This is a genomic window from Agarivorans sp. OAG1 (assembly GCF_037076485.1).
Taxonomy (GTDB): domain Bacteria; phylum Pseudomonadota; class Gammaproteobacteria; order Enterobacterales; family Celerinatantimonadaceae; genus Agarivorans; species Agarivorans albus.
Genome location: NZ_AP028990.1, coordinates 2,629,810 through 2,650,805, shown reverse-complemented (window position 1 = coordinate 2,650,805; position 20,996 = coordinate 2,629,810). Strand labels below are relative to the sequence as shown.

Genomic DNA, 20,996 nt, shown 5'->3' with positions numbered 1-20,996 from the left:
ATGCTTTACAGTGTTTTAAGTTCCATTTTCTAGATTAGTTATTGGGCTATATTTGAATGCTTATTCCGGCTTTTGATTGATTAAACGGATTAACAAGCTGCCGTCGAGTAGGGCACGCTTCACGAGTGCTAGGCCACCAATGGTTGGGTTATTTTGAAAGTGTGCCGCTTGCACTGGCAAGGCATCAGCAAAAGAGCTTAAGGCTTGATGTTGAATGCATTGCTTGATGGTGGGTAATAAAATTTCTTCAGCGGCCATTATTTCACCCGCTAATACAATTTTTTGTGGGTGAAACAGGTTAATGGAAATCGCAATGCTGCTACCCAATACTGTGGCAACACGTTGCAGTACTTGTCGGCATAACATGTCGCCTTGTTTAGCTGCAAAACATACGTCTTCTATGGTAAAGCCAGTTTCCAGAATACTTGGGCTGCCTTGTTTAATAAGCGCTTGCAAACGAGCGACAATGGCGGTGTTAGATACAATAGTTTCCAGGCAACCAACATTACCACACTGGCATTTCTGACCTAATGGATCGACTTGAATATGACCAATTTCGCCAACATCGCGGTGTTGGCTCATAAATACCTGACCATTAACAATGATGCCCGCGCTAGTACCGCTGTGCACGGTAATAAGTATCGAGTCTAAACAGTCTTTGGTCGCGCCAAAGTAATGTTCGGCTAAAGCCATCGCGCGAGTGTCGTTACCGATATAAGCGGGTAAACCAAAACGGCTCTCTATCATTTCACCTAATGGGCAATCGCGTAGTTGGTAATGTGGGGTATAAACCACAATGCCTTCACCAGGATTAACTAAGCCTGACAAGGTTACGGCTACCGCAATAAGCTGATTTTGTTCACTAACATGCTGTTCAATAAAGCTGGCAATTTTGTCGAGTAACTCGTTGGTTAACGGATCTTGCTCAAGTTCCTTTACTGAGAGTTTGTCGTGGGCATGAGATACACCGCTTAAATCAAACAGTGAAATATCTAAAGCTCCGCGACCCAATCGTACCGAGATAAAGTAATAACTGCCTTGCTCAGCCATTAAAGAAATAGCGCGACGCCCCCCGGTGGAGGCTTGTTGGGCAACTTCTTTAATTAAGCCTGTTGCTAGCAGTTGGCGGGTAATTTTTGTCACACTGGCCGGAGCTAGTTGGCTCTGCTCCGCAATCTTTACCCGCGAGATTGGCCCTTGTTGGTCAATCATGCCATATACTGCAGCAGTATTTACCTGCTTAACTTTATCTACATTTACGATTAATTTGTCATTCATCTTTTTGATTAAAACTGAGTCAATTGGCCATCGCTAATTGCAAGGGTGACATTAAAGTCTTGATCAAATGCGGTTAAGTTTGCGGCGTAACCTGCCTTGATTCTGCCTAAGTCGTGATCCCTGTTAATTGCGGTTGCTGGGTACAAAGAAGCCATTCTTAAACTGTCTCGAAGAGATAAACCTACTGATTGTACGCAGTTTTTTACTGCTTCAATCATGGTTAAAGCAGAACCGCCGAGTGTACCATCATCGCCAAAGCAAATCCCATCTTGAACTGTGATCTTACGTCCAACAAAATCAAAGCTGCTTATATCGGCACCAGCTGCAGCGGTTGCATCACTAACTAAACATAGCTTGTGGCGCAATAGTCGTTTTGCGATGCGCACATTGGCGTTTGATACATGGTGGCCATCTACGATGATGCCTGCGTAGAGGTTGTGGTCAAATATAGCGCCAAGCACACCTGGCTCTCGCCCGGTCATTGGGCTCATGGCATTAAACAAATGAGTGGCAAAGCCAGCCCCAGCATTAATGGCGTCACTTGCTTGCTGGTAGTTTGCGTTGGTATGACCTAAAGAGACTAATATGCCTGCTTCTTTAAGTGCGGAGATGCTAGCTAGCTCAACCTGCTCAGGCGCAAGGGTAACCTTTTTAACCGCGTCATGATTGTCGAGCAAAAAGCGCAATCGTTGTTGGTTAAGTTGGCGGATCAGCTTCTCGCTATGAATGCCTTTTTTATCAACACTTAAGTAGGGTCCTTCTAGGTGAAGCCCTAAGTTAACTGTGCCGCTATTTTTGCTATGTTCTCTAGAAACGGTAACTGCTTGCTCCATTTCCTCATCATTGGTGGTGATAAGGGTAGGCATGAAGTTAGTCGCACCACTTTTTAAATTAGTTTGATGCATACGCTCTAAGTTGGTGCTAGAGAAGTCGCCATTAAGCATTACTCCGCCACAACCGTTTAGCTGTAGGTCGATAAAACCTGGGCAAAGTACCGAGCCATTTAAGTCTATGCTGCTAATCTGTGGCGATACTTGTTGGTTAGGCACCACTGAACTGATTTTGTTGTTATCAACAAGCACCGAATAGCCGTTTAGCAATTCACAACCATCAAACACTAGTGCATTGGTTAGGGCGTACATCATTGGCTTATCCTAAATATTCTTGATGTTTTCGGCTTCCAGCTCATGAAAGTAACGTACTGTTTTTACTTTCAATTCCATAGTGGAAGGTTGGTCACATACTATCATCGCTTTAGGATGAAGTTGTAGGGCAGAAATAGTCCAAAGGTGGTTAACGCTGCCTTCTACCGCGGCTTCTAGCGCTTGGGCTTTGTTGTGTCCGGTCACCAATATAAGAATTTCTTCTGAATCAAGGAGAGTTCCTACTCCTACCGTGAGCGCCAGTTTTGGCACTTGTTCTAAGCTGTCGAAGAAGCGTGAATTTACCATACGGGTATCTTCGGTAAGGGTTTTAACCCGCGTTCTAGAGGCCAAAGACGATGCCGGTTCGTTAAAAGCGATATGTCCGTCAACACCTACGCCACCCATAAACAAGTTTATTTTTCCGTATTGTTTAATTTTGGCTTCGTATCTGGCGCATTCTGCTTCTAAGTCTTCGGCGTTACCGTCGAGCAAGTTAATGTTCTCTGCTGGTATGTCTACCTGCGAGAAAAAATTGTTGTGCATAAAGCTGTAGTAGCTTTCTGGATGGTCACTTGGGATCCCAACATATTCATCCATGTTAAACGTTACAACGTGCTCAAAACTTAGTTCACCTTGTTTATGCAGTTCTATTAAGTGTTGATAAGTAGCTAGCGGCGTACCTCCAGTAGGGCAACCTAATACAAATGGGCGCTCAGCTGTGGGCTTATAGGACTTAATTTTCTCCGCGATATAAAGGGCAGACCATCGTCCTACTTGGTTTTTGTCGAGTAATGGTATTAATCTCATGATCGTTCTCCACTAAATTTAGGCTTAGTTTAGCAATATAATTCTCTTTGAAAAATAAGTTTTCGATATTTTGTGATAAATAGCCTGTTTTAGTCTCTATTGTTCGTGTCTGCGTCACATTTTTGCGGTTCTTTATTTGCGTGTGAATTTTTATTATTTACACTGCGAATTAAGTTCTTGGCGGATCATTAATCAACCAAATAACCAATGATGCACCAAGCTCGAATAGGCAAACGCTACTGGAAAATTGAACTTGGTTATTAATAACCATAACGAGGGATACTATGTTTAGCTATTTACAAAAAATTGGTCGAGCCTTAATGGTGCCCGTTGCTGTGCTACCAGCAGCAGCCATTTTAATGGGAATAGGTTATTGGATTGATCCGAACGGCTGGGGCGGTAATAGCGCGCTGGCTGCATTTTTGATTAAATCTGGCGCTGCTATTATCGACAACATGTCGGTACTGTTTGCTATTGGTATTGCCTATGGTATGTCTCGTGACAAAGACGGTGCTGCTGCGCTAGCCGGTTTTGTTGGCTACATGGTAATAACCACTTTGCTTTCTCCGGGAGCCGTAGAACAAATTGGCTTGGTAACGCTAAATGACGCAAGCACACTGGCGTTTTCTAAAATCGAAAACCAGTTTGTAGGTATTATCAGCGGTATTATGGCGGCCGAGCTGTATAACCGTTTTTATCAAGTTGAGCTGCATAAAGCGTTGTCCTTCTTCAGTGGTAAGCGTTTAGTTCCTATTCTTACCTCGGTAGCCGGTATTGTGGTGGCCTTTGTATTAATGTACCTGTGGCCGTTAATTTTTGGTGGCCTAGTTACTTTTGGTGAGAGTATTACCGGTATGGGCTCGGTAGGCGCGGGTATCTACGGCTTCTTTAACCGCTTACTCATTCCAATTGGCCTTCACCATGCACTAAATGCTGTGTTCTGGTTCGATATGGCCGGCATCAACGACCTAGGCAAGTTCTTGAGTGTTGCTTCTGATGCTGTGCCAGGGGAAACAGGCCGTTACATGGCGGGCTTCTTCCCGATTATGATGTTTGGATTACCAGGGGCGGCGCTAGCTATCTATCACACCGCTAAAGCTGAGAACAAAACTAAAGTTGCATCAATTATGATTGCCGCAGCTACTGCTTCGTTCTTTACCGGTGTAACAGAGCCGCTCGAGTTCGCCTTTATGTTTGTAGCTCCAGTACTTTACGTTGTACACGCCTTACTTACTGGTATCTCGGTGTTTATTGCTGCGTCTATGCAATGGATGGCGGGCTTTGGCTTTAGTGCTGGTTTGGTTGATATGGTGTTGTCATCACGCAATCCGCTTGCTACCAACTGGTACATGTTGATTCCACAAGGCTTAGTATTCTTCGCAGTTTACTACTTTGTTTTCAAAACTATGATCATCAAAATGAACCTAAAAACGCCGGGGCGTGAAGATGCCACTGAAGAGGAAGCTAGCTTAAGTGTAGGTGGTTCGCACAGTGATACAGCTGATTTAGTACTAACCATGTTAGGTGGTACCGACAATGTAGTACTAGTAGATAACTGCGCAACGCGTCTTCGCTTAGAAGTGAAAGACAGTGACCAAGTAAATGTAAATGAACTTAAAAAACATGTACCTGGCGTTATTATTCCAAGTAAAACGGCGGTACAAGTGGTGATTGGTCCACACGTAGAATTTGTTGCCAATGAGCTGAAGTTATTGGCGGCCAAATAAAAGAACAAAGAAAAGAGCAAAAAAAAGCAGTCGTCCTTAACTGCTATTGTGGTGATAGTGTTTGGCCCTCATTAGAGGGCCTTTTTTGTTACTACTTTGTATTGATTTTGATATTGGTTACTGAGTTATTGCAGCAGGTTCGGCAAAGGCTTTGGTTCCCCATAGCGGTACTGTAGACAAGCTATGTTTGTAACTGCCCGATGTTTCTTTGGTTGAGTAAGACAAATACATTAGGGTTTGTGATTCTTCATCAAAAATTCGACGTATTTTGAGTGATTTAAACAAAATGCTTTTCGACTTTTTAAACACCACTTCACCAGATTTGCTTTTATCAATGTTAGCTAACATCGCTGGAGTGATTTCGCCAGTTTGGCGACAGGATATAGACATATCGCTGGGGTCTGCAAAGTCTAGATCGGCTTCTACATTAGCGATGTGACAGGTCACTCCGTCGATTAACGGATCCTTCAATACACTGATTTTAATGTCTTTGGTGGTAAGTAAGCCTAAAGATACATCGGCGACTTCATTGCTATCACAAGCAGTGAGTAGGGCGCAGGCCAGAATGGTACTAAGGATCTTTTTCATAAAATCACTTCTTTAATTTATGTCTCGTTACAGTATCTTAGTACGCTACTAAGCTTGGACGCATTTAGCAAATAACGTTAATTGCTATTAACTTACAGTAGCTGCAAATTTCATGATGTTATGCACTTTCTAGCGAAGTTTGATTTGGCAGCTTTTCAAGGAATAATTATGCCTATAAAAGTGATTACCTTATCGGAAGCATTTAAACAACTTCGTTTTGTAAGTGAGCGTCGGCCGGAGTCTACAGCAGAAGAGTTAGCAGGCGCATTTTCTGAGTTATCTGCATATCGCAATGGCGGCATCTACATTGGCCATTATGCTGGCAATAGCGAATGGGAGCGACATTCAGAAGGTGATGAAATTGTTCAAATTATCGAAGGCTCTACCTCGCTTATTTTGTTACAGGAAGAGGGAGAACAGCGTATCTCGCTAAGTGCAGGGCAATTAGTGGTGGTTCCGCAAAATCAATGGCACCGCTTTGAAACACCCGAAGCGGTAAAAGTAATGACGGTAACGCCTCAACCAACCGTTCACCAAGTAACTAAGCCAACTTTCAGCCAATAAGCTTGCTTGCTAGTTCATTAATCAAGGATGCCAGCAATGGATAAGCTGCTTTTTAGTATTAGAAAAGCGATGCAACAATCGAGTGATTTGCCTTTTTCGGTTTATTCCTCGGTGTTAGAACAGCAATTGCACAATGTACCTATTAGCAAACCCTTGTTGATTGTGGTGTTAAGCGGAGACAAGCAACTTGGGGGCGACAATAAAATTAACTGTCCGGCCGACCATTTTATTTTTCTGTCGGACAGCCCAGCCATAAACATGCGAAATATTCCGAAGGCTAAGTTGTATTTCGCTTTGTTAATTGAATTTGATTACCAAGATTTTGAAGAATTGCCGATTGGAGAGCAGCCGGATAAAGAATATTTTGCAGACAAAATACCAGTCCCATTAAGGCAAAGTTTACAACAGTTTGTTGAATGCAGTAGTTGGGCAAATCAGCAGATATTGTCTTTAAGGAAGCGAGAAATATTGACCTTACTTTATCACCTTGGTTATCAACAAGTGGCTATGATGCGAAGCAAAAACAAAGTATCGCATCGGCTGCACGAGTTGTTTACGCAAAGTGGTTTTAAAGATCTATCAACCACAGCCATTTGCGAAAAGCTGGCGATGAGCGAATCTACATTGCGCCGTAAGCTCAAGCTTGAAGGTAGCAGTGTACAAGCAATTAAAGATCGTTCTCGTATGAGCTTGGCTCTGCATTTATTACAAACCAGTGTCGAGCCGATAGGTTTAATAGCAGAGCAGTGTGGGTACCACTCGCAATCTCGATTTACCGACAAATTTAAAGCACACTTCGGCCTAACCCCTCGAGAATTAAGAAAAACCCGAATGAACGAATAAGGCGATAACTTGACGGTTTTTGCGCTAATTATGTAATTAGGTAAGTTCTATGATGACTCCTCATTATTTGTTTAAGGGATTTATTATGAGAGCGTTATCTGCCGCAACTGTTTTCTTTTCACTAATCGGGTGCAACATAGCTATGGCTGAGAGTCTAAGCTTGTCGAGTAATGACGTTAGCCATGGAGAGCTAATGAGCAAGCAGCACGAGTTTGTTGGGTTTGGTTGTTCTGGGGGGAATATGTCACCGCAGCTTTCCTGGAAAAATCCACCTAAAGGCACCAAAAGCTTTGCCATTACTGCCTATGATCCAGATGCACCTACCGGAAGTGGCTGGTGGCATTGGCAGGTAGTTAATATCCCCTTAAGTACCCGTTCCTTGGCAAGTAATGCCGGTAGCGTCGAATCAGAGATACTACCGAGTGGTAGCCGTCAGATTGAGAATGACTATGGTGTTGAGGCATTTGGCGGAGCTTGCCCTCCCAAAGGACATGGTATTCATCGCTACCGATTTACCTTGCATGCCTTATCGGTTGAAAAATTAGATTTACCAGCAAGAGCATCGGGGGCTTTGGCCGGGTATATGATTAATGCCAATACCTTAGAGTCGAGCACCATTGAAGCTTTATACCAGCGTGAATAATCGAGTTTGTTTGCTGCACTGTTGCTCTTAGCGATGAATCTAAGAGCAACGATTAATGCGACCCTCGCTAACAGGCGGTAAGACCCACAGGTTCCTCCTTAGCTTTGCTTTTGGTATAGCCAGCTAGATAAGTATTAGTAAGATAAAAGTCGCTAAATTGCTCTTCAAAATCCTGCGCGACACTTGCCACAGCAATGCCTGTAGCTAACAAGTTGAGTTGCCAAGCTTGGACTTTGGGTAAGCCTTCTAATAAGTCGAAGCCTGTTTTTCGTTTGATAATGTCTGCGCGGTGCAACAGCGGTAGCCAAGCGATATCAACTTTACTTACATGGTTAGACTTAAAGAACACCGTTGTTCCAGACAACTTTTCTTCTACTTTGGTAAAGGCTTTAACTAATTTCTCACTGCGTTCTTCAAAGGTGGTTTTGTCTTTGCTGCTCATTGTGCCGCACTGGAGTATATAGTGCTTTGAACCTAAGTAACTCCATGCACGATCCATGGCTAGCTGCTCGTTAGTAACATCAGCTTCAATGGAACCAAATTCATCTTCGATGTATTCAATAATGGCGTCTGACTCAAATAACGCAATATTGTTCTCTGTTACTAGAACGGGAACTTGCCCATTAGGTGAAATATCTAAAAACCACTGCGGTTTGTCTTTCAAACTAATGTATTCAATCTCGTAAGCTATGTTTTTAGTTTCTAAAGCTGCGGTGACGCGCTGAACAAATGGGCAAATTTTAAAGCTAACAATTTTAATCATGATGTTCTCATCGTATTGGTGAATTACTTATAAGACGAACCTGATGAGAAAAAGACGAATTTTATTCGCTATCTATTTAGGTACACCAAAAGACTAGTTTTAAACTGATGCCATCCATTGCTGATTTTTGCTTCGAATCAACACTTAAGAACTATAAACGAGCCATCTGCTTAACACAGGGTAAGTTTAAACCTTAATAAAATTAGGGGTTTATAGCCTATATGAGTTTGAAATAACGACTTGCTCAACAGTCTTTTTAGTTTAGTATGTCGGGCTGAAATGGAAGTCGTACCCTGTTAAATGGACCTTATATGCTGAATAGAATGAAATATACGCTACTCGTTTTTGCTGCTGTGCTCGGATTAACGCAGCAAGCCCATGCTGGGTTTATTGTTTATACCGATCGAGCTGCATTTGAAAATGCTGCTGGTGCCGAGTTAGCCTTTGAAGGATTCAATGATCCAGCTTTACTGAACGAAGACTTAACGATTAGTGCGAACCGTTACAGAAGGACTAGTAGTTTAGTTAGTGAAGGCGAAAAAGCCCTTAGTATTTATGAATCAAATACTTTCACCATTGATTTTGAACACGATGTGTTTGCACTTGGCTTTGATTTGAACGAGCTTAACTCATCTCATTTGGATTATTTGGATAGTGCAGGCCACATAATCGATGAAGCGCTAAAGATTACCGATGTGTGGTATGAAAGTACCTTTTTCGGCTTGATTAGTGATACAGCGTTAAGATCCTTTTCATTGGTTGGTTCAGGGAGTAGTTCAGCGGTTTACGGTTTTGACGCGCTTTCTTATACCGCAGCAACACCTGTACCGGCTCCGCCTACCTGGCCATTAATGTTGGTTGGTTTAAGTTTGGTGTTGTTACGTTGTTATAAACGTACTTAATTGATTGCTTCTCTCGCTTAGAATAAAAAAAGACGCTTCATAGCGTCTTTTTTATTGTTTGGCGTACATACTAACTAGCGTTCTACGCGAGCCAGCGCAATGCCCATCATTACAAACAGCGAGCCAAATACACGATTTTGCAAGGCTACAAACTTCGCCTTTCCTAACCAAGGCTTTACCGCTGAAGCCAAGGTGGCATAACTAAACATCACGGCACAATCAATCATAACCACTGTTACCCCTAAAAGCAGGTACTGGCTTGTCATATCTTGGGTTGGATTAACAAACTGCGGTAAAAATGCCGCAAGAAAAATAATTGATTTTGGGTTCATTAAGTTAACGATAAACCCTTGTTTGATAAGCTGTGAACTGGTTTTATTTGCCACTTCTTTTCCAGTTAGTGCTACTGATTTCTCAAAGAATTTACTAATGCCTAAATAAAGAAGGTAGGCTGCGCCTAGATACTTTACTACGGTGAACGCTATCGCCGAAGACGCTAACAATGCGCCTAAGCCAATAGACACAATAAGTAGATGAGTAACCAAAGCTAGTTGTAAGCCAGCTATGTTTTTACATGCCTGTTTAAAACCACCACTTAATGAATGGCTAATCGTCGCTACTGTGCCAGCTCCTGGTGAAATACTAAATACAATACAAGCGGCTACAAAGGTGAGCCATACACTGAGCAACATGGGGAAATCCTTGTAAAGAAGCCCTAAACATTGCTGCAATATCGCAGAATAGCCTAAGGGCGTCTAGAGCTTGCCGTAAAATGTTTAGCTTTGGCGTTTAGAAGACAATATTGGCAAATATACCGCCAAGAAAATCAAACTCGTGATAATCCAAAGTCCGGCGCTTAAGTTCCAAGCTAACAAAGCATCAGCAAGGGGTAAAAAAGTGCGTATTAAAGTAGCCGCTACTAAGAGGATAAACGCAATGCTAATAATCGGCTTGATGATCAATGTTCTGCCGGTATGGCCAAGCGATACACGGCTCATCATGGCAAAAATCATTAAGCCAATGGCTCCAATGGTAATGATATGCAGCGCATTGCTAAAGCTTAGTGAAGTTAGGTAATAGCTCGCGCCAAGAGCAATTAACCCCAAGGCCATAAGCAAATACGATATGTGTAGCGACCATAACAGCGGTACTTTTAGGGTGTTAATACTGCGCCAGTAAGCTAAGCGTAATAAGTGAAACAGCCCAAGTAACATTAAACTTAGTGGTACAAGTTGATAGGTATTTACAAAATAGCTAGCAATAAAAGCCGCAGTGGTTGCAATTGCTAATGGACCAACCAAGCGATTGATCCACGCAGGGCATTCGATGGGAGCAGTTTGCGCGCCGCGAACGGTAAAGAAGGGAATAACTCTGCCACCCACTAAAGTCATCATAATAGTAAACAATAAAACCATGGCTCGGCTTAAATGCAGCGCCAGACCGCTGTTTGCTGTTAAATCACTGCCTAATATAAGCAAGTTGACTAAACCCATTACCGAAAGCAGTGCGATAAATATGTAGTTACGTCGATTTTGGGCAGCAAATACCAACTTACTATAGATGATTACAACAGCTAGCCACCATAGACCTTGTAAGATGGTAGCCAGTACCGCACTTTCGGCAGTGTTTATGTAAAAGGCAATACGAGTTAAACACCAAAGTGCGACTAAAGCAGCTAGCGCTTTTCCTTTAATGCTGGGCTGGCCAGTCCAGGTTTGTACCGCAGTTAAAATGAAGCCAACTGCTACGGTAGTGCCAAAGCCAATTAGCATTTCATGAGCATGCCACACATGCGGACTTAACCCACTATGGCCAATTAGCATATGGCCGTTTAGTAACAATATCCAAAGCGCCAAGCTAAGTGCCGAGCTAAAGGCTGCTAGCAAGAAGAAAGGGCGAAAGGCTAATTCGAAAATTGGGTGTTGATGCCAATGTTGTGCAGTATCGTTTGTATCTGGCTCAGCAATTTTAATCACTATATAACCTCTTGACCGAGTTCGTTAAATCCTACACAGCGTAACACGTAACCCACTTTTAATACGCCAGCAAAGACAATGGTAGATATGTGTGCAGTAATTTGCATTGGAATAGAAAAAGCCTGTGCTAAGGGGTAGGAAATGATAATGGATGAAATGATCACAAGCAGTGAGACTAGCATTAACCAGTTTCCACCCACTATGCAACGCATGTATTGGCGAAAAGCACTTGGTTTGTTTGAATCTACGAATAAAGGAAAGTGTTTCATGGAATTCTCCTGATACTAGCTATTTGATATTCATTTCTCGTTTACATATGTACTTCGCAATCTTCATACCAACTATTTAAAGCCGCTAAGACCAGTTAATTCGCCGACTCTTGATGTGATGATGTCATAATGACACGTAGATATTCCTTGTCATTTTGACTACTATGGGTATAAATGAGGAGTTGTAATGTCAGATATATCTTCAAAAGCCTTAATCGAGTTAGCTTTAGACTTAGCGCAAAATCTTAGTAGTAAAGATCGCTTTGACCGGTTACTGGATACCGTGCGAAAAACCATTGCTTGTGATGCAGTGGCTCTGCTTGCAGTAAGAGGTGAGCAACTCACTCCTCTTACGCTGCAAGGGCTTAGCCGAGATACTCTAGGTAGGCGTTTTTACCTGTCGGAACATCCGCGCTTTCAACAAATTTGTGCTTCCAGTATGCCGGTGCGTTTTCCGGCTAACTGTGAGTTACCCGATCCCTATGATGGATTGTTGATCGATCGAGAAGGTGATTTGCCTGTTCATGCCTGTATGGGGTTACCCTTGTATTTTGATCAAAGCTTAATTGGCGTACTTACCTTAGATAGCTTTACTCCGGAAGTATTTGATGACATTCCCAATAGAACACTTGAAGTAATTTCCGCCATGGCGGCTGCTAGCCTTAATACAGGCTTAACCTTAGACCTACTGGAACAGCAGGCTCATCATTCGCAACAAGTATTGGAAGAACTAAATCAAGCAGCTTGGCATCACAACAGTGATGAAATGGTAGGTGAAAGCCCGGTGATGAAGCGCCTCAAACAAGAAATTGCCTTGGTGGCACCATCTGATTTTACTATTCTGATCCAAGGGGAAACCGGGGTGGGTAAGGAGCTAGTCGCCCGCTCATTGCACCTTCAATCGTCTCGTTATAAAGCGCCAATAGTACATGTGAACTGCGCGGCCTTACCTGACAATTTGATTGAAAGTGAACTATTTGGCCATGTTAAAGGCGCGTTTACTGGTGCCGATAAAAACCGCGCTGGCAAATTTAGCATTGCTGATGGCGGCACTATTTTCCTCGACGAAATAGGTGAGTTGCCTTTGGCTGCCCAAAGTAAGCTATTGCGAGTATTGCAAAACCAAGAGGTGCAGGCGCTTGGGCAAGACAAAATTCAAAAAGTAGATGTCCGGGTGATTGCCGCCACGAACCGGGATTTAGTAAAGGAAGTTGAGCAAGGCCGGTTTCGCGCCGATTTGTATCATCGCTTATCGGTCTACCCTGTGTTGGTTCCACCTTTAAGAGGGAGAGTGGGGGATGTTCAATTATTAGCGGGCTTTTTTGTGGAGCTGGTTAAACGCAAGTTGGGGATTCCACAAATAAAACTTCAAAGTGATTTGGTGGCTTATCTAAATGCCTACGATTGGCCTGGCAATGTTCGGGAATTAGAGCATCTAATTAGCCGCGCAGCGCTAAAAGCGCGAGCTCACCAAAGTGCTAAAGCTATTGTACGAATTAGCGTTGCTGATTGCGGTGAGCTTAAATCAGCAGATATTGTAGAAGCTTCCTCGTATCAATCGACTGCACCCACAAGCATTGTTGCTGGCTTTAACTTACGCCAAGCAACAGACGCGTATCAAAAAAGCTTGGTAGCAGCGAGTTTAGAAAAACACCAAGGAAGCTGGTCGGCGGCAGCTAAAGAGCTAGGGGTTGATAGAGCCAATCTAAGCCGCTTGGCAAAACGTTTGGGTTTAAGTGTGGACAAAGTGGTTAAACGCTAAACTATAGTTTGCTTGTGTACGTAGTTACTGAGACACCTAACATCAAGGACGAACTGTGAATTACATATTATCGACAGGCTTCGCGCTTTTACTACTCTCAAGCCCAGCGACTGCTGAGCAAACCAGCCAGTTTGCGTTAATTGACCGTGAAGGGGTAAAAACCTGGGTTAAACGCGATGGTGATAAGCTACTTCACTTAAATGCTTCTCCTTTAGAGGAAGGCCAAGTTAATGGTCAAACATCGGCTGAGGCATCAGCTAAGTACTTAATGCCGATAAAACCGGCCACAGTATTTGCTGTGGGTTTAAACTATCGCAGCCATGCTGGAGATGCAGGTGCCAGCAAGCCAGAAATTTTCTACAAGTCATATAGTTCTCTCAGTATTGGAGGACCGTTGCAGCTCCCAAAGGATGCGCGAAATGTGCATTTTGAGGGAGAGCTGGTGGTTGTGATTGGTCAAAACTGCTCAAAGGTATCTAAGCAAAATGCTAGAGAGTGTATATTTGGTTACACAGTAGGGAATGATCTCACCGAGCGCTCTTGGCAAGGTCGAGATTTGCAATGGTGGCGGGCTAAAGGTGCCGATGGTTTTGCTCCCATTTCTCCTTGGATAACTCAAGCTACAGCTGAAAACCAGTTCACTGTGACCACTAAGCTAAACGGCGATATCGTTCAACAAGAATCGTCGGCGAACATGATTCACTCTGTAGAGGATATTGTTAGTTACATTAGCCAATATGTAAGCTTGCAAGCTTATGATGTGATCTTTACTGGTACGCCGGGAAGAACTAAAGCACTAAAAAGTGGAGACCAAGTAGAAGTGAGCATTGGAGGCCTAGGCAAGGTGTCTACTCAAATAGAGTAAACACCTTGGTTACATGGTTTTATTTTACTGGGGTTAAGCCCTTATTGCGATTATCTACAGCGCCGTCTAGATCAAAGTCGGCAGACTTCCAGGCGCTGGCTTCTTGGTGAGTGAACTTTTTAGCGGCCCATGCAGTGGCTGAAGAAAGATCAAAGCCTGAATCTATCCAACCTCGGGCGTCAACAGCGGTGAAGGCTTGGGCCCAAGCGGTGATTTGGTTTGGGTCAGTAAAGTTTTGGTCTATAAATTCTTTAACTTGTGGTTGGCTCATGCCTGCTCGTACATAAGTTTGTACTTGTTCAACATTTACCCCGATTTCTTTCCAAGATGCAATTTCAGACTCTGACATACCATCCCAGGTGGGTTGGCTAGAACAAGCAACCAATAGCAGGATGCTAAAAGTAACACTAAGTAGACGCATGACATATTCCCTTAATTATCAACAGTAACCATTAATCACTATAAACCATGACTACAAATTCGCCATTTCCTTAACAAAACCATAAGTAAGAAAATTAGGGGGGAATGACTTTTATACCAGTCTTATTGGTAAAAGTTACAGCAAGGCCCTGGTTGAGTTTAGCCAAAAGGAACGCACTGTTTAATCGCAAGGCAAGGATGCAGAACAGATGCATAAGGCGATCTTTTCATCGCTTGTTCGATGGTTGCTTGTACTAAGGCTAAGAATCAGGGATTATACGGCTTTAATTAGCGTTTCATTATTTATAGGTAGGCTGGTATGAGTGAGGCGGAAAATCGCCCTAGCAATTTCATTCGTCACATCATTGATGAAGATCTTAAATCCGGAAAGCATGACACAGTGCATACACGTTTCCCACCGGAGCCAAATGGTTATCTGCACATCGGCCATGCTAAGTCGATTTGTTTGAATTTTGGTATTGCTCAAGACTACCAGGGCGCATGTAACTTGCGCTTCGATGATACCAACCCTGAAAAGGAAGATATCGACTACGTTAACTCAATTCAGCAAGACGTTAAGTGGCTTGGTTTCGATTGGGATGGTGAGGTATGTTATTCATCAAACTATTTTGATCAGTTATACGCTTATGCTGAAGAGTTGATTCAAAAGGGTTTGGCATTCGTTTGTTTCTTAAATGCCGACGAAGCGCGTGAGTACCGTGGCACTTTAAGCCAACCAGGTAAAAACAGCCCTTACCGCGATACTCCTGTTGAAGAAAACTTGGCGTTATTTAGAAAAATGCGCGCGGGTGAATTTAAAGAAGGGGAGTGTTCGTTACGTGCAAAAATCGACATGAGCTCTTCGTTCATGTGTATGCGTGACCCGGTTATTTATCGAGTTCGATTTGCTCATCACCACCAAACCGGTGATAAGTGGTGCATTTACCCAATGTACGATTTTACCCATTGTATTTCGGATGCGATCGAGGGCATTACTCACTCTTTGTGTACGTTAGAATTCCAAGATAACCGTCGTTTATACGATTGGGTACTGGATAACATTACCATTGAGACAGTACCACATCAGTATGAGTTCTCACGTTTAAACCTTGAATACACGGTAATGTCTAAGCGTAAGCTAAATACTTTAGTTACCGATGGTCATGTAAACGGTTGGAATGATCCACGCATGTTAACTATTGCTGGTTTACGTCGCCGAGGTTATACCGCTGCATCAATCGTCGAGTTTTGTAAGCGCATTGGCGTGACCAAGATGGAAAACATGGTAGAAATGCCAATGTTAGAAGCATGCATACGTGACGACTTAAATGCCAATGCACCTCGTGCAATGGCAGTGTTAGATCCAATTAAAGTGGTAATCGAAAATTACCCTGAAGACAAAGTAGAACAGCTATCTGCACCTAATCACCCTAGCGAAGATATGGGCGAACGAATAGTGCCATTTAGTCGCGAGCTGTACATTGAAGCCGAAGACTTCCGTGAAGAAGCTAACAAGAAGTTCAAGCGCTTAGTGATCGGTAAGGAAGTGCGTTTACGTAATGCTTACATGATTAAAGCCGAACGTTGCGATAAAGACGAAAACGGTAATGTTACTACTGTTTATTGTACTTATGACGATACCACCTTAGGTAAAAACCCTGAAGATGGACGTAAACCAAAAGGCGTTATTCATTGGGTGTCTGCTGAACATGCCAAGCCTGCGGAAATCCGTTTGTACGACCGTTTGTTTACCGTTGCTAACCCAGCTGCAGAAGAAGATTTCACCGCAGTGCTTAACCCTGAGTCATTGGTAGTTAAACAAGGGTTTGTTGAACCAAGCTTAGTTAAGGCAGAAGCGGAACATGCTTATCAGTTTGAACGCCAAGGTTATTTTTGTGCCGACAGCGTAGATTCTAGCCCAGAAGCGTTAGTGTTTAACCGTACAGTAGGTTTGCGTGATACTTGGGCTAAAATTGGTGGTTAGGTGCCAGTAATTAAACGTTTGCCAACAGAGATGGAGTTGTATCGATGAGCAAAACGACTTTGGTTAGCCAAGCTGATGCCTTACCAGGGCGCTTGGAGGCGATAGAGTTAGACGGAATTCATGCAGTAAACGGCAGCAATTACCTAGAGCAAGCTAGCGCTGATCAGGAAACTGCTTATTTTGGTTTAGGCTGTTTCTGGGGCGCTGAGCGTCTGTTTTGGCAACAACAAGGCGTAATTACAACGGCAGTAGGTTATGCCGGTGGTTTTACACCTAACCCAAATTACGATGAAGTGTGTACTGGCTTAACTGGGCATACTGAGGTTGTTAAAGTAATTTACGACCCAAGTGTGATTAGCTATCAACAATTGTTGACCTGCTTTTTTGAGCAGCACGACCCTACTCAGGGCATGCGCCAAGGTGGGGATGTTGGAACTCAGTATCGCTCGATGATATTTTCGACCAGCAGTAAACAGCTAGAGTTAGCTAAGCAAGCTCAGCAGGCTTATCAAAAAGCCCTGCAAGGTGAAGGCCTAGCTCATGCTATTAGCACTGAGATAGTTAGTTTTGATACTTTCTATTACGCAGAGCTTTACCATCAGCAGTATCTACACAAGAACCCCAATGGATACTGTGGTTTAGGTGGCTTAGGGGTATGTTTACCGCCTTGGCTTCAAGACTAAGTAAAAAGCAGCCTACTGGCTGCTTTTTTAACTCTGTTGATAATCGCTAGCTACCATCTTAATAGCATTTTCATTGGCTGGTTGGTGCTTTGTAAGCCGCACATTTCATCGTAGGCCGAGTGTTGAACTAGCCACACCTTATCGATGGTTTGGTCTTGGTAGTGTTGTTTGATGCTAGAAATACTGGAGAACCTAACAGCGGGGTGACTGTTCTCGCAAAGCGCTTGTTCAGAATTGTCTTGTTGCTCGTTAACTAGGTAGATGTCACCTTCATGAGAATTAATTATCAGATCCATATAAGCCTCCTTAGTTTGTGTATTAGATACGCAACAAACTAACGAGAAGATGACTAAGACTAAAAATTAATGGAAAGAGTTGGGGGAGGAGATCCGCCCCCACTGTCTTATAAACTAGCGACGCAGTTTTAAGATACTAATAGGGCAGGTAATGCCTAGTTTCTCTGCGGCTTGTTTAAATCCAGCCTCTAAACTTTCGAAGCTCATATTTGAAGTGAACTCCATGCAGAGCATGTCACGCTCTTTTTCGATGTTCCAAAGTACGGCTTCATCGGCGGTGGCAGATTGGACTAGCGGTAGTGCTTGTGTAATTGCTGCGCTTATTTTTGCTTTATATCTCATGAATCACCTTTAAGACAGAAAGGGTCGCAGATCTCTTACTGTCTAACTACTAGATATTTATCGTTCCAAGGTTATTAGGGCAATAGCATATTGGATTCTATGTCCAATGCGAAGCCATTACTTCTTCTCATCATCCATGACTCAATCATCTTAAAGCACTTTTGATTACAAGACTGTGTAAAAGTTCGCATATTACGATAAATATGACATTTTTTAGTTAAATATAAGTTTTAAATGCTAAATATTATATATCAATTAAGATAAATAGCTTAATTGATAATCACTTTTAATTTCAGCTACCTATGGCCTATTGTTATTTCTGACACTAATTGATGGACCAGGTTATCTAAGGTTGAGAAGTCATCTTCAAAAAGAATTTGGTTTTTTGCTTTGCTGGAGAAAGGTAATAGTTCTAGCCAACGCAACACTACCCAATATTCGTCGTCGTAAGCGAAAAAATCAGGATGTTGCTCGTAAAGCTCATGCTGAGTTAATACCTGTTGTAGTTTTTCACTTAAGTCATCTTCAACTGCGGGAGGCTCTTCAAGCTGCCAATTGGGTTTAGCTTGAGCAAAAGCGCTATAAAGCTTATCGTCGGCCTGGCTGGTATCACTTAAGTCGACGCGTTTGATGCCGCGAATAGTAATGCCCAGCATGCCGTCTTCAAGTTGCTCAAAGTCCTCTATTTGGCAATGAACGCCTATGTTGAACTCTGTATGGCCTTCTGCCAATGGCTGGCATAAGACAAAGCCCTTAGCTTCTTCGCTAGCTATAGAGACCAAGCGCAAATAACGCGGTTCGAATATGCGTAGTTTGCTCAGCCCTCCGGGCAAAACAAAAAGCTCTAATGGAAACAAGGGTAAGCGCATAGTCCACCATATCCAATCTAATTAACTTCACAAATTACTACGTGGTTTACTGCTTGGGTGATCAATTCTCTCTATATTAATTATATTAGCTCAAGGGTATTCCACTGTGAAAACGAAACACCTTATCTTGCTGAGAAATTAACTGTGCTTCTTGTTGGCCAATGTTGTTGACTCTTTGTTGGAGCTCTTGTTCATCGATGATCATATTGGCTAAGCTCAAATAGTCTTGATAGTGGCGGGCTTCAGAGCGCAATAATGATATATAGAATTGGCCAATGGCCTCGGGTAAAAGTGGCGAAAGCATAGCGAAACGCTCACAGGAGCGCGCTTCGATATAAGCCCCAACAATCAGTTTGTCGGCTAGGGCTTGAGGCTCAAAATGACGAACTTGCGACATTAGGCCCTTGGCATAATTACCTGCAGGGAGATTTTGGTAGTGAATGTTAAACTGATGCATGATAGAAAAAACCTGTTCAAAGTGGTGCAGCTCCTCTTTAATTAGCAGCCGCATTTTTTCAATCAATGCTATTTGAAAATCAGATAGTTGCCCCTCTGATCTAGTTTCTGCTTTAGCACTTAATGTTGATGTTCTGTGTGCAGAGTTATCGTTATGACTACCTACTAGATCTTGCAGCTGAGACAATAGCTGTTGGTCAAACTTGCATCGCTGCATTAAAGCCAAGGTTGTAAGAGCTGCGTTTAGTTGCTTGTTATTGGCTTTGTCTATGCCTAACGGAAAGAACCAATCTATAAAAACCTGAACAGACCAGCGACCCGCCCGAAAAATAATGAATTCATAGGGAGCTAGCAATGCTTTTATTTCTTGTTGAATCAATGGCTGATTAGCGCCGGCATACTTGAGCATCAGTTTGCTTGCAGTGGCGGCCGCTTTCCACTCTGCATTTGCGTGATCGATTAACAAAACCTTTAAGTTTTCGGGCTCTTTAGCCGTAGCCAGCCATTGCTTAGGTGTAGAGCAGTATAAAAAATTGTTAATTGGTTCGAGCAGCGCGGAGTAAGGCATTGGCAAATTTAGTGTATTCACTTCAAGTTAATGAAGTTTCACCCATTTGGAGTCTTGTTTTCAAGTACTTGATCAGTACACTTAATGGCGGTTTTAACTGGGACAGTGAAAATGGAACAAATTAACCAGCATTTCGATAAACTATTAGACCCTTTAGCACGCTTAGATGAGCTTTGTGCCAAGCTACCTTGTGGTGATAAGAAGACTCGCCTGCTAGACCAAATTGCCGCTATTAAAGAACAAAACGAACAGGCAAAGCGTGAGTTAAAGGCTTTCTTATCTAATTAGTTGTCGTGTTTGCAGCGCTAACATCGAGACTTTCTAAAAGCACTGCTCTCGGTTCCCCGTCTAAATCTACCTCTTCTATTTGTTGCTCTTCCGTTTGTTGAGCTTTAGTCGAGTTTTCTTCGATAGAGCTTTTATCAGTTGCACTTTCATCAATGACCGCTTCGTTATCAATTAGGGGTGGTATTTCTATATGTTGTTGTAACAAAAACTGCTGCTGTGCTTGGTTGAGTGCTTTGGCGGAATGCTGATTGAGCAAGGCACGAATTAGCGTCAAACTCATATCAAAATCAGACTCAAGGTATTGTTGGCGAGCACTGCTTAAACGTAGCTTTTGTTTTAACTCCCATGTTTTGGCTAAGTTTTCTTGGCTTAGTGCAGGCATTGTGGGTTTTGCAGGCTTATTGCTGTTATTAATGGTTGTAGTCAGCTGTTTGCTTACTTTGTCTAATTGCTGGTTAGACTGATACCAGCCATTGGCTAGAACTACCGCCACTACGCCAAGTATCCCAACAAGCGCTGGCATTAATATCTTTTTTAATCGTTTGGTTTCTTTAATTTGAGCCTGTTTGGCAATCGCTACGCTAAGTTTTTGAATATAGAATTGCTGTTGATGAATGGTTTTCTTTAAGGCAAGGACTTGCTTGTTTGAATCATCCAAAGATTGCTCTATGGTAATCGCGCCTTCGCCTAACAACAATTTTTGATAACTGTTTTTAATTAGAATCATCAACTGGGCTGAGCCGCCTTTGTCGGGGTGGCAGCGGCTGGCGAGTTGTTTGTAGCGAGTTTTTATTTGCTCCTCGGTAGCATTTTCCGGGAGATCAAATAATTGAAAGTGCGTGGTCATGGTTTAGTGTTACGTTTACTGTCCCTGTTAGCTGGCCTAAGCATACAAAGTTTTTTGAGTTTTGTCCTTTGAATAAAGCGACGGTTTGGCTAAAAGCCTGCATGGAAATCA

The 20,996-nt window shown here is 42.8% G+C and carries 24 protein-coding genes; 10 read left to right on the top strand and 14 right to left on the bottom strand.

Annotated elements, in window-relative coordinates:
* Window positions 1-60 precede the first annotated feature (60 nt).
* The 3 genes from OAG1_RS12090 to nagB are packed head-to-tail and all read right to left on the bottom strand — an operon-like array spanning window position 61 to window position 3,230.
* Window positions 61-1,278 carry an ROK family protein gene (locus tag OAG1_RS12090; RefSeq protein ID WP_338621458.1) on the bottom strand — a complete coding sequence of 406 codons (1,218 nt, stop codon included), beginning with the start codon at window positions 1,276-1,278 and terminating at the stop codon, window positions 61-63.
* An 8-nt stretch (window positions 1,279-1,286) separates the two neighbouring features.
* Window positions 1,287-2,423, bottom strand: coding sequence for an N-acetylglucosamine-6-phosphate deacetylase (gene nagA / locus OAG1_RS12085; protein WP_338621457.1), 1,137 nt, complete (start codon window positions 2,421-2,423; stop codon window positions 1,287-1,289).
* A gap of 9 nt (window positions 2,424-2,432) precedes the next feature.
* Window positions 2,433-3,230, bottom strand: a complete 798-nt coding sequence (gene nagB / locus OAG1_RS12080; protein ID WP_338621456.1) for a glucosamine-6-phosphate deaminase — start codon at window positions 3,228-3,230, stop codon at window positions 2,433-2,435.
* A gap of 284 nt (window positions 3,231-3,514) precedes the next feature.
* On the opposite strand from nagB, the gene nagE reads away from it, so the two are divergent.
* Entirely contained in the window at window positions 3,515-4,957 is a 1,443-nt protein-coding gene (nagE, locus tag OAG1_RS12075) for an N-acetylglucosamine-specific PTS transporter subunit IIBC (protein WP_338621455.1), read from the top strand.
* A gap of 117 nt (window positions 4,958-5,074) precedes the next feature.
* On the opposite strand, the gene OAG1_RS12070 is transcribed toward nagE, so the two are convergent.
* Window positions 5,075-5,545: a CreA family protein gene (locus OAG1_RS12070; protein WP_338621454.1), complete on the bottom strand. Its 471-nt coding sequence runs from the start codon at window positions 5,543-5,545 to the stop codon at window positions 5,075-5,077.
* A gap of 168 nt (window positions 5,546-5,713) precedes the next feature.
* On the opposite strand from OAG1_RS12070, the gene OAG1_RS12065 reads away from it, so the two are divergent.
* The 3 genes from OAG1_RS12065 to OAG1_RS12055 all read left to right on the top strand — a co-directional run bounded on the left by OAG1_RS12065 (window position 5,714) and on the right by OAG1_RS12055 (window position 7,595).
* Complete coding sequence (locus tag OAG1_RS12065; RefSeq protein ID WP_338621453.1) at window positions 5,714-6,109, top strand: cupin domain-containing protein; 396 nt, start codon at window positions 5,714-5,716, stop codon at window positions 6,107-6,109.
* A gap of 36 nt (window positions 6,110-6,145) precedes the next feature.
* Window positions 6,146-6,952: a helix-turn-helix transcriptional regulator gene (locus tag OAG1_RS12060; protein WP_338621452.1), complete on the top strand. Its 807-nt coding sequence runs from the start codon at window positions 6,146-6,148 to the stop codon at window positions 6,950-6,952.
* Between the two features lie 142 nt (window positions 6,953-7,094).
* On the top strand, window positions 7,095-7,595 hold the full coding sequence (locus OAG1_RS12055) for a YbhB/YbcL family Raf kinase inhibitor-like protein (protein ID WP_338621451.1): 501 nt from the start codon (window positions 7,095-7,097) through the stop codon (window positions 7,593-7,595).
* 67 nt (window positions 7,596-7,662) lie between these two features.
* Here OAG1_RS12055 and OAG1_RS12050 read toward each other — a convergent pair whose 3' ends face one another.
* Window positions 7,663-8,358: a glutathione S-transferase family protein gene (locus OAG1_RS12050; protein WP_338621450.1), complete on the bottom strand. Its 696-nt coding sequence runs from the start codon at window positions 8,356-8,358 to the stop codon at window positions 7,663-7,665.
* 311 nt (window positions 8,359-8,669) lie between these two features.
* Here OAG1_RS12050 and OAG1_RS12045 point away from each other — a divergent pair, with 311 nt between their 5' ends.
* Window positions 8,670-9,260 carry a hypothetical protein gene (locus OAG1_RS12045; RefSeq protein ID WP_338621449.1) on the top strand — a complete coding sequence of 197 codons (591 nt, stop codon included), beginning with the start codon at window positions 8,670-8,672 and terminating at the stop codon, window positions 9,258-9,260.
* Window positions 9,261-9,334: 74 nt separating this feature from the next.
* On the opposite strand, the gene rhtB is transcribed toward OAG1_RS12045, so the two are convergent.
* From rhtB to OAG1_RS12030, 3 genes are all read right to left on the bottom strand, one after another.
* The gene (rhtB, locus tag OAG1_RS12040) at window positions 9,335-9,952 is read right to left on the bottom strand and encodes a homoserine/homoserine lactone efflux protein (protein WP_338621448.1); all 618 of its coding nucleotides are present in this window, start codon (window positions 9,950-9,952) and stop codon (window positions 9,335-9,337) included.
* An 84-nt stretch (window positions 9,953-10,036) separates the two neighbouring features.
* Window positions 10,037-11,236, bottom strand: coding sequence for an NnrS family protein (locus OAG1_RS12035; protein ID WP_338621447.1), 1,200 nt, complete (start codon window positions 11,234-11,236; stop codon window positions 10,037-10,039).
* Complete coding sequence (locus OAG1_RS12030; RefSeq protein ID WP_016401063.1) at window positions 11,236-11,505, bottom strand: hypothetical protein; 270 nt, start codon at window positions 11,503-11,505, stop codon at window positions 11,236-11,238. The genes OAG1_RS12035 and OAG1_RS12030 overlap by 1 nt, the downstream gene beginning before the upstream one ends.
* 187 nt (window positions 11,506-11,692) lie before the next feature.
* Here OAG1_RS12030 and norR point away from each other — a divergent pair, with 187 nt between their 5' ends.
* The gene (gene norR / locus OAG1_RS12025; protein WP_338621446.1) at window positions 11,693-13,267 is read left to right on the top strand and encodes a nitric oxide reductase transcriptional regulator NorR; all 1,575 of its coding nucleotides are present in this window, start codon (window positions 11,693-11,695) and stop codon (window positions 13,265-13,267) included.
* Window positions 13,268-13,322: 55 nt separating this feature from the next.
* The gene (locus OAG1_RS12020; protein ID WP_338621445.1) at window positions 13,323-14,132 is read left to right on the top strand and encodes a fumarylacetoacetate hydrolase family protein; all 810 of its coding nucleotides are present in this window, start codon (window positions 13,323-13,325) and stop codon (window positions 14,130-14,132) included.
* 19 nt (window positions 14,133-14,151) lie between these two features.
* Here OAG1_RS12020 and OAG1_RS12015 read toward each other — a convergent pair whose 3' ends face one another.
* Window positions 14,152-14,553 carry a hypothetical protein gene (locus OAG1_RS12015; protein ID WP_338621444.1) on the bottom strand — a complete coding sequence of 134 codons (402 nt, stop codon included), beginning with the start codon at window positions 14,551-14,553 and terminating at the stop codon, window positions 14,152-14,154.
* Between the two features lie 318 nt (window positions 14,554-14,871).
* Here OAG1_RS12015 and glnS point away from each other — a divergent pair, with 318 nt between their 5' ends.
* Window positions 14,872-16,536 (top strand): glutamine--tRNA ligase, encoded by a 1,665-nt coding sequence (gene glnS, locus OAG1_RS12010; RefSeq protein ID WP_338621443.1) that lies wholly within the window; start codon window positions 14,872-14,874, stop codon window positions 16,534-16,536.
* A gap of 44 nt (window positions 16,537-16,580) precedes the next feature.
* Window positions 16,581-17,219, top strand: coding sequence for a peptide-methionine (S)-S-oxide reductase MsrA (gene msrA, locus OAG1_RS12005; protein WP_338621442.1), 639 nt, complete (start codon window positions 16,581-16,583; stop codon window positions 17,217-17,219).
* Between the two features lie 50 nt (window positions 17,220-17,269).
* On the opposite strand, the gene OAG1_RS12000 is transcribed toward msrA, so the two are convergent.
* The 4 genes from OAG1_RS12000 to miaE all read right to left on the bottom strand — a co-directional run bounded on the left by OAG1_RS12000 (window position 17,270) and on the right by miaE (window position 19,771).
* The gene (locus OAG1_RS12000; protein WP_338626427.1) at window positions 17,270-17,566 is read right to left on the bottom strand and encodes a DUF6482 family protein; all 297 of its coding nucleotides are present in this window, start codon (window positions 17,564-17,566) and stop codon (window positions 17,270-17,272) included.
* 63 nt (window positions 17,567-17,629) lie between these two features.
* Window positions 17,630-17,857 (bottom strand): hypothetical protein, encoded by a 228-nt coding sequence (locus OAG1_RS11995; RefSeq protein WP_016401056.1) that lies wholly within the window; start codon window positions 17,855-17,857, stop codon window positions 17,630-17,632.
* Window positions 17,858-18,153: 296 nt separating this feature from the next.
* Entirely contained in the window at window positions 18,154-18,726 is a 573-nt protein-coding gene (locus OAG1_RS11990; protein ID WP_016401055.1) for an LON peptidase substrate-binding domain-containing protein, read from the bottom strand.
* An 85-nt stretch (window positions 18,727-18,811) separates the two neighbouring features.
* Window positions 18,812-19,771 carry a tRNA isopentenyl-2-thiomethyl-A-37 hydroxylase MiaE gene (miaE, locus tag OAG1_RS11985; protein ID WP_338621441.1) on the bottom strand — a complete coding sequence of 320 codons (960 nt, stop codon included), beginning with the start codon at window positions 19,769-19,771 and terminating at the stop codon, window positions 18,812-18,814.
* Between the two features lie 90 nt (window positions 19,772-19,861).
* On the opposite strand from miaE, the gene OAG1_RS11980 reads away from it, so the two are divergent.
* The gene (locus OAG1_RS11980) at window positions 19,862-20,038 is read left to right on the top strand and encodes a hypothetical protein (RefSeq protein ID WP_016401053.1); all 177 of its coding nucleotides are present in this window, start codon (window positions 19,862-19,864) and stop codon (window positions 20,036-20,038) included.
* Here the strand turns inward: OAG1_RS11980 and OAG1_RS11975 are convergent.
* A complete protein-coding gene (locus tag OAG1_RS11975) occupies window positions 20,031-20,885 on the bottom strand; it encodes a J domain-containing protein (RefSeq protein WP_338621440.1) in 855 nt (284 codons plus the stop codon). The genes OAG1_RS11980 and OAG1_RS11975 overlap by 8 nt on opposite strands.
* Window positions 20,886-20,996 lie beyond the last annotated feature (111 nt).

Bases quoted from the DNA above. Each gene is read 5' to 3' on its own strand.
- glnS (WP_338621443.1), top strand. From the start codon at position 14,872: ATGAGTGAGGCGGAAAATCGCCCTAGCAATTTCATTCGTCACATCATT.
- norR (WP_338621446.1), top strand. From the start codon at position 11,693: ATGTCAGATATATCTTCAAAAGCCTTAATCGAGTTAGCTTTAGACTTA.
- OAG1_RS12050 (WP_338621450.1), bottom strand. From the start codon at position 8,358: ATGATTAAAATTGTTAGCTTTAAAATTTGCCCATTTGTTCAGCGCGTC.
- OAG1_RS12055 (WP_338621451.1), top strand. From the start codon at position 7,095: ATGGCTGAGAGTCTAAGCTTGTCGAGTAATGACGTTAGCCATGGAGAG.
- msrA (WP_338621442.1), top strand. From the start codon at position 16,581: ATGAGCAAAACGACTTTGGTTAGCCAAGCTGATGCCTTACCAGGGCGC.
- nagB (WP_338621456.1), bottom strand. From the start codon at position 3,230: ATGAGATTAATACCATTACTCGACAAAAACCAAGTAGGACGATGGTCT.
- OAG1_RS11975 (WP_338621440.1), bottom strand. From the start codon at position 20,885: ATGACCACGCACTTTCAATTATTTGATCTCCCGGAAAATGCTACCGAG.
- OAG1_RS12030 (WP_016401063.1), bottom strand. From the start codon at position 11,505: ATGAAACACTTTCCTTTATTCGTAGATTCAAACAAACCAAGTGCTTTT.
- nagA (WP_338621457.1), bottom strand. From the start codon at position 2,423: ATGATGTACGCCCTAACCAATGCACTAGTGTTTGATGGTTGTGAATTG.
- OAG1_RS12015 (WP_338621444.1), bottom strand. From the start codon at position 14,553: ATGCGTCTACTTAGTGTTACTTTTAGCATCCTGCTATTGGTTGCTTGT.
- OAG1_RS12065 (WP_338621453.1), top strand. From the start codon at position 5,714: ATGCCTATAAAAGTGATTACCTTATCGGAAGCATTTAAACAACTTCGT.
- OAG1_RS12090 (WP_338621458.1), bottom strand. From the start codon at position 1,278: ATGAATGACAAATTAATCGTAAATGTAGATAAAGTTAAGCAGGTAAAT.
- OAG1_RS11980 (WP_016401053.1), top strand. From the start codon at position 19,862: ATGGAACAAATTAACCAGCATTTCGATAAACTATTAGACCCTTTAGCA.
- OAG1_RS12060 (WP_338621452.1), top strand. From the start codon at position 6,146: ATGGATAAGCTGCTTTTTAGTATTAGAAAAGCGATGCAACAATCGAGT.
- OAG1_RS12070 (WP_338621454.1), bottom strand. From the start codon at position 5,545: ATGAAAAAGATCCTTAGTACCATTCTGGCCTGCGCCCTACTCACTGCT.
- nagE (WP_338621455.1), top strand. From the start codon at position 3,515: ATGTTTAGCTATTTACAAAAAATTGGTCGAGCCTTAATGGTGCCCGTT.
- OAG1_RS11990 (WP_016401055.1), bottom strand. From the start codon at position 18,726: ATGCGCTTACCCTTGTTTCCATTAGAGCTTTTTGTTTTGCCCGGAGGG.
- rhtB (WP_338621448.1), bottom strand. From the start codon at position 9,952: ATGTTGCTCAGTGTATGGCTCACCTTTGTAGCCGCTTGTATTGTATTT.
- OAG1_RS11995 (WP_016401056.1), bottom strand. From the start codon at position 17,857: ATGAGATATAAAGCAAAAATAAGCGCAGCAATTACACAAGCACTACCG.
- OAG1_RS12045 (WP_338621449.1), top strand. From the start codon at position 8,670: ATGCTGAATAGAATGAAATATACGCTACTCGTTTTTGCTGCTGTGCTC.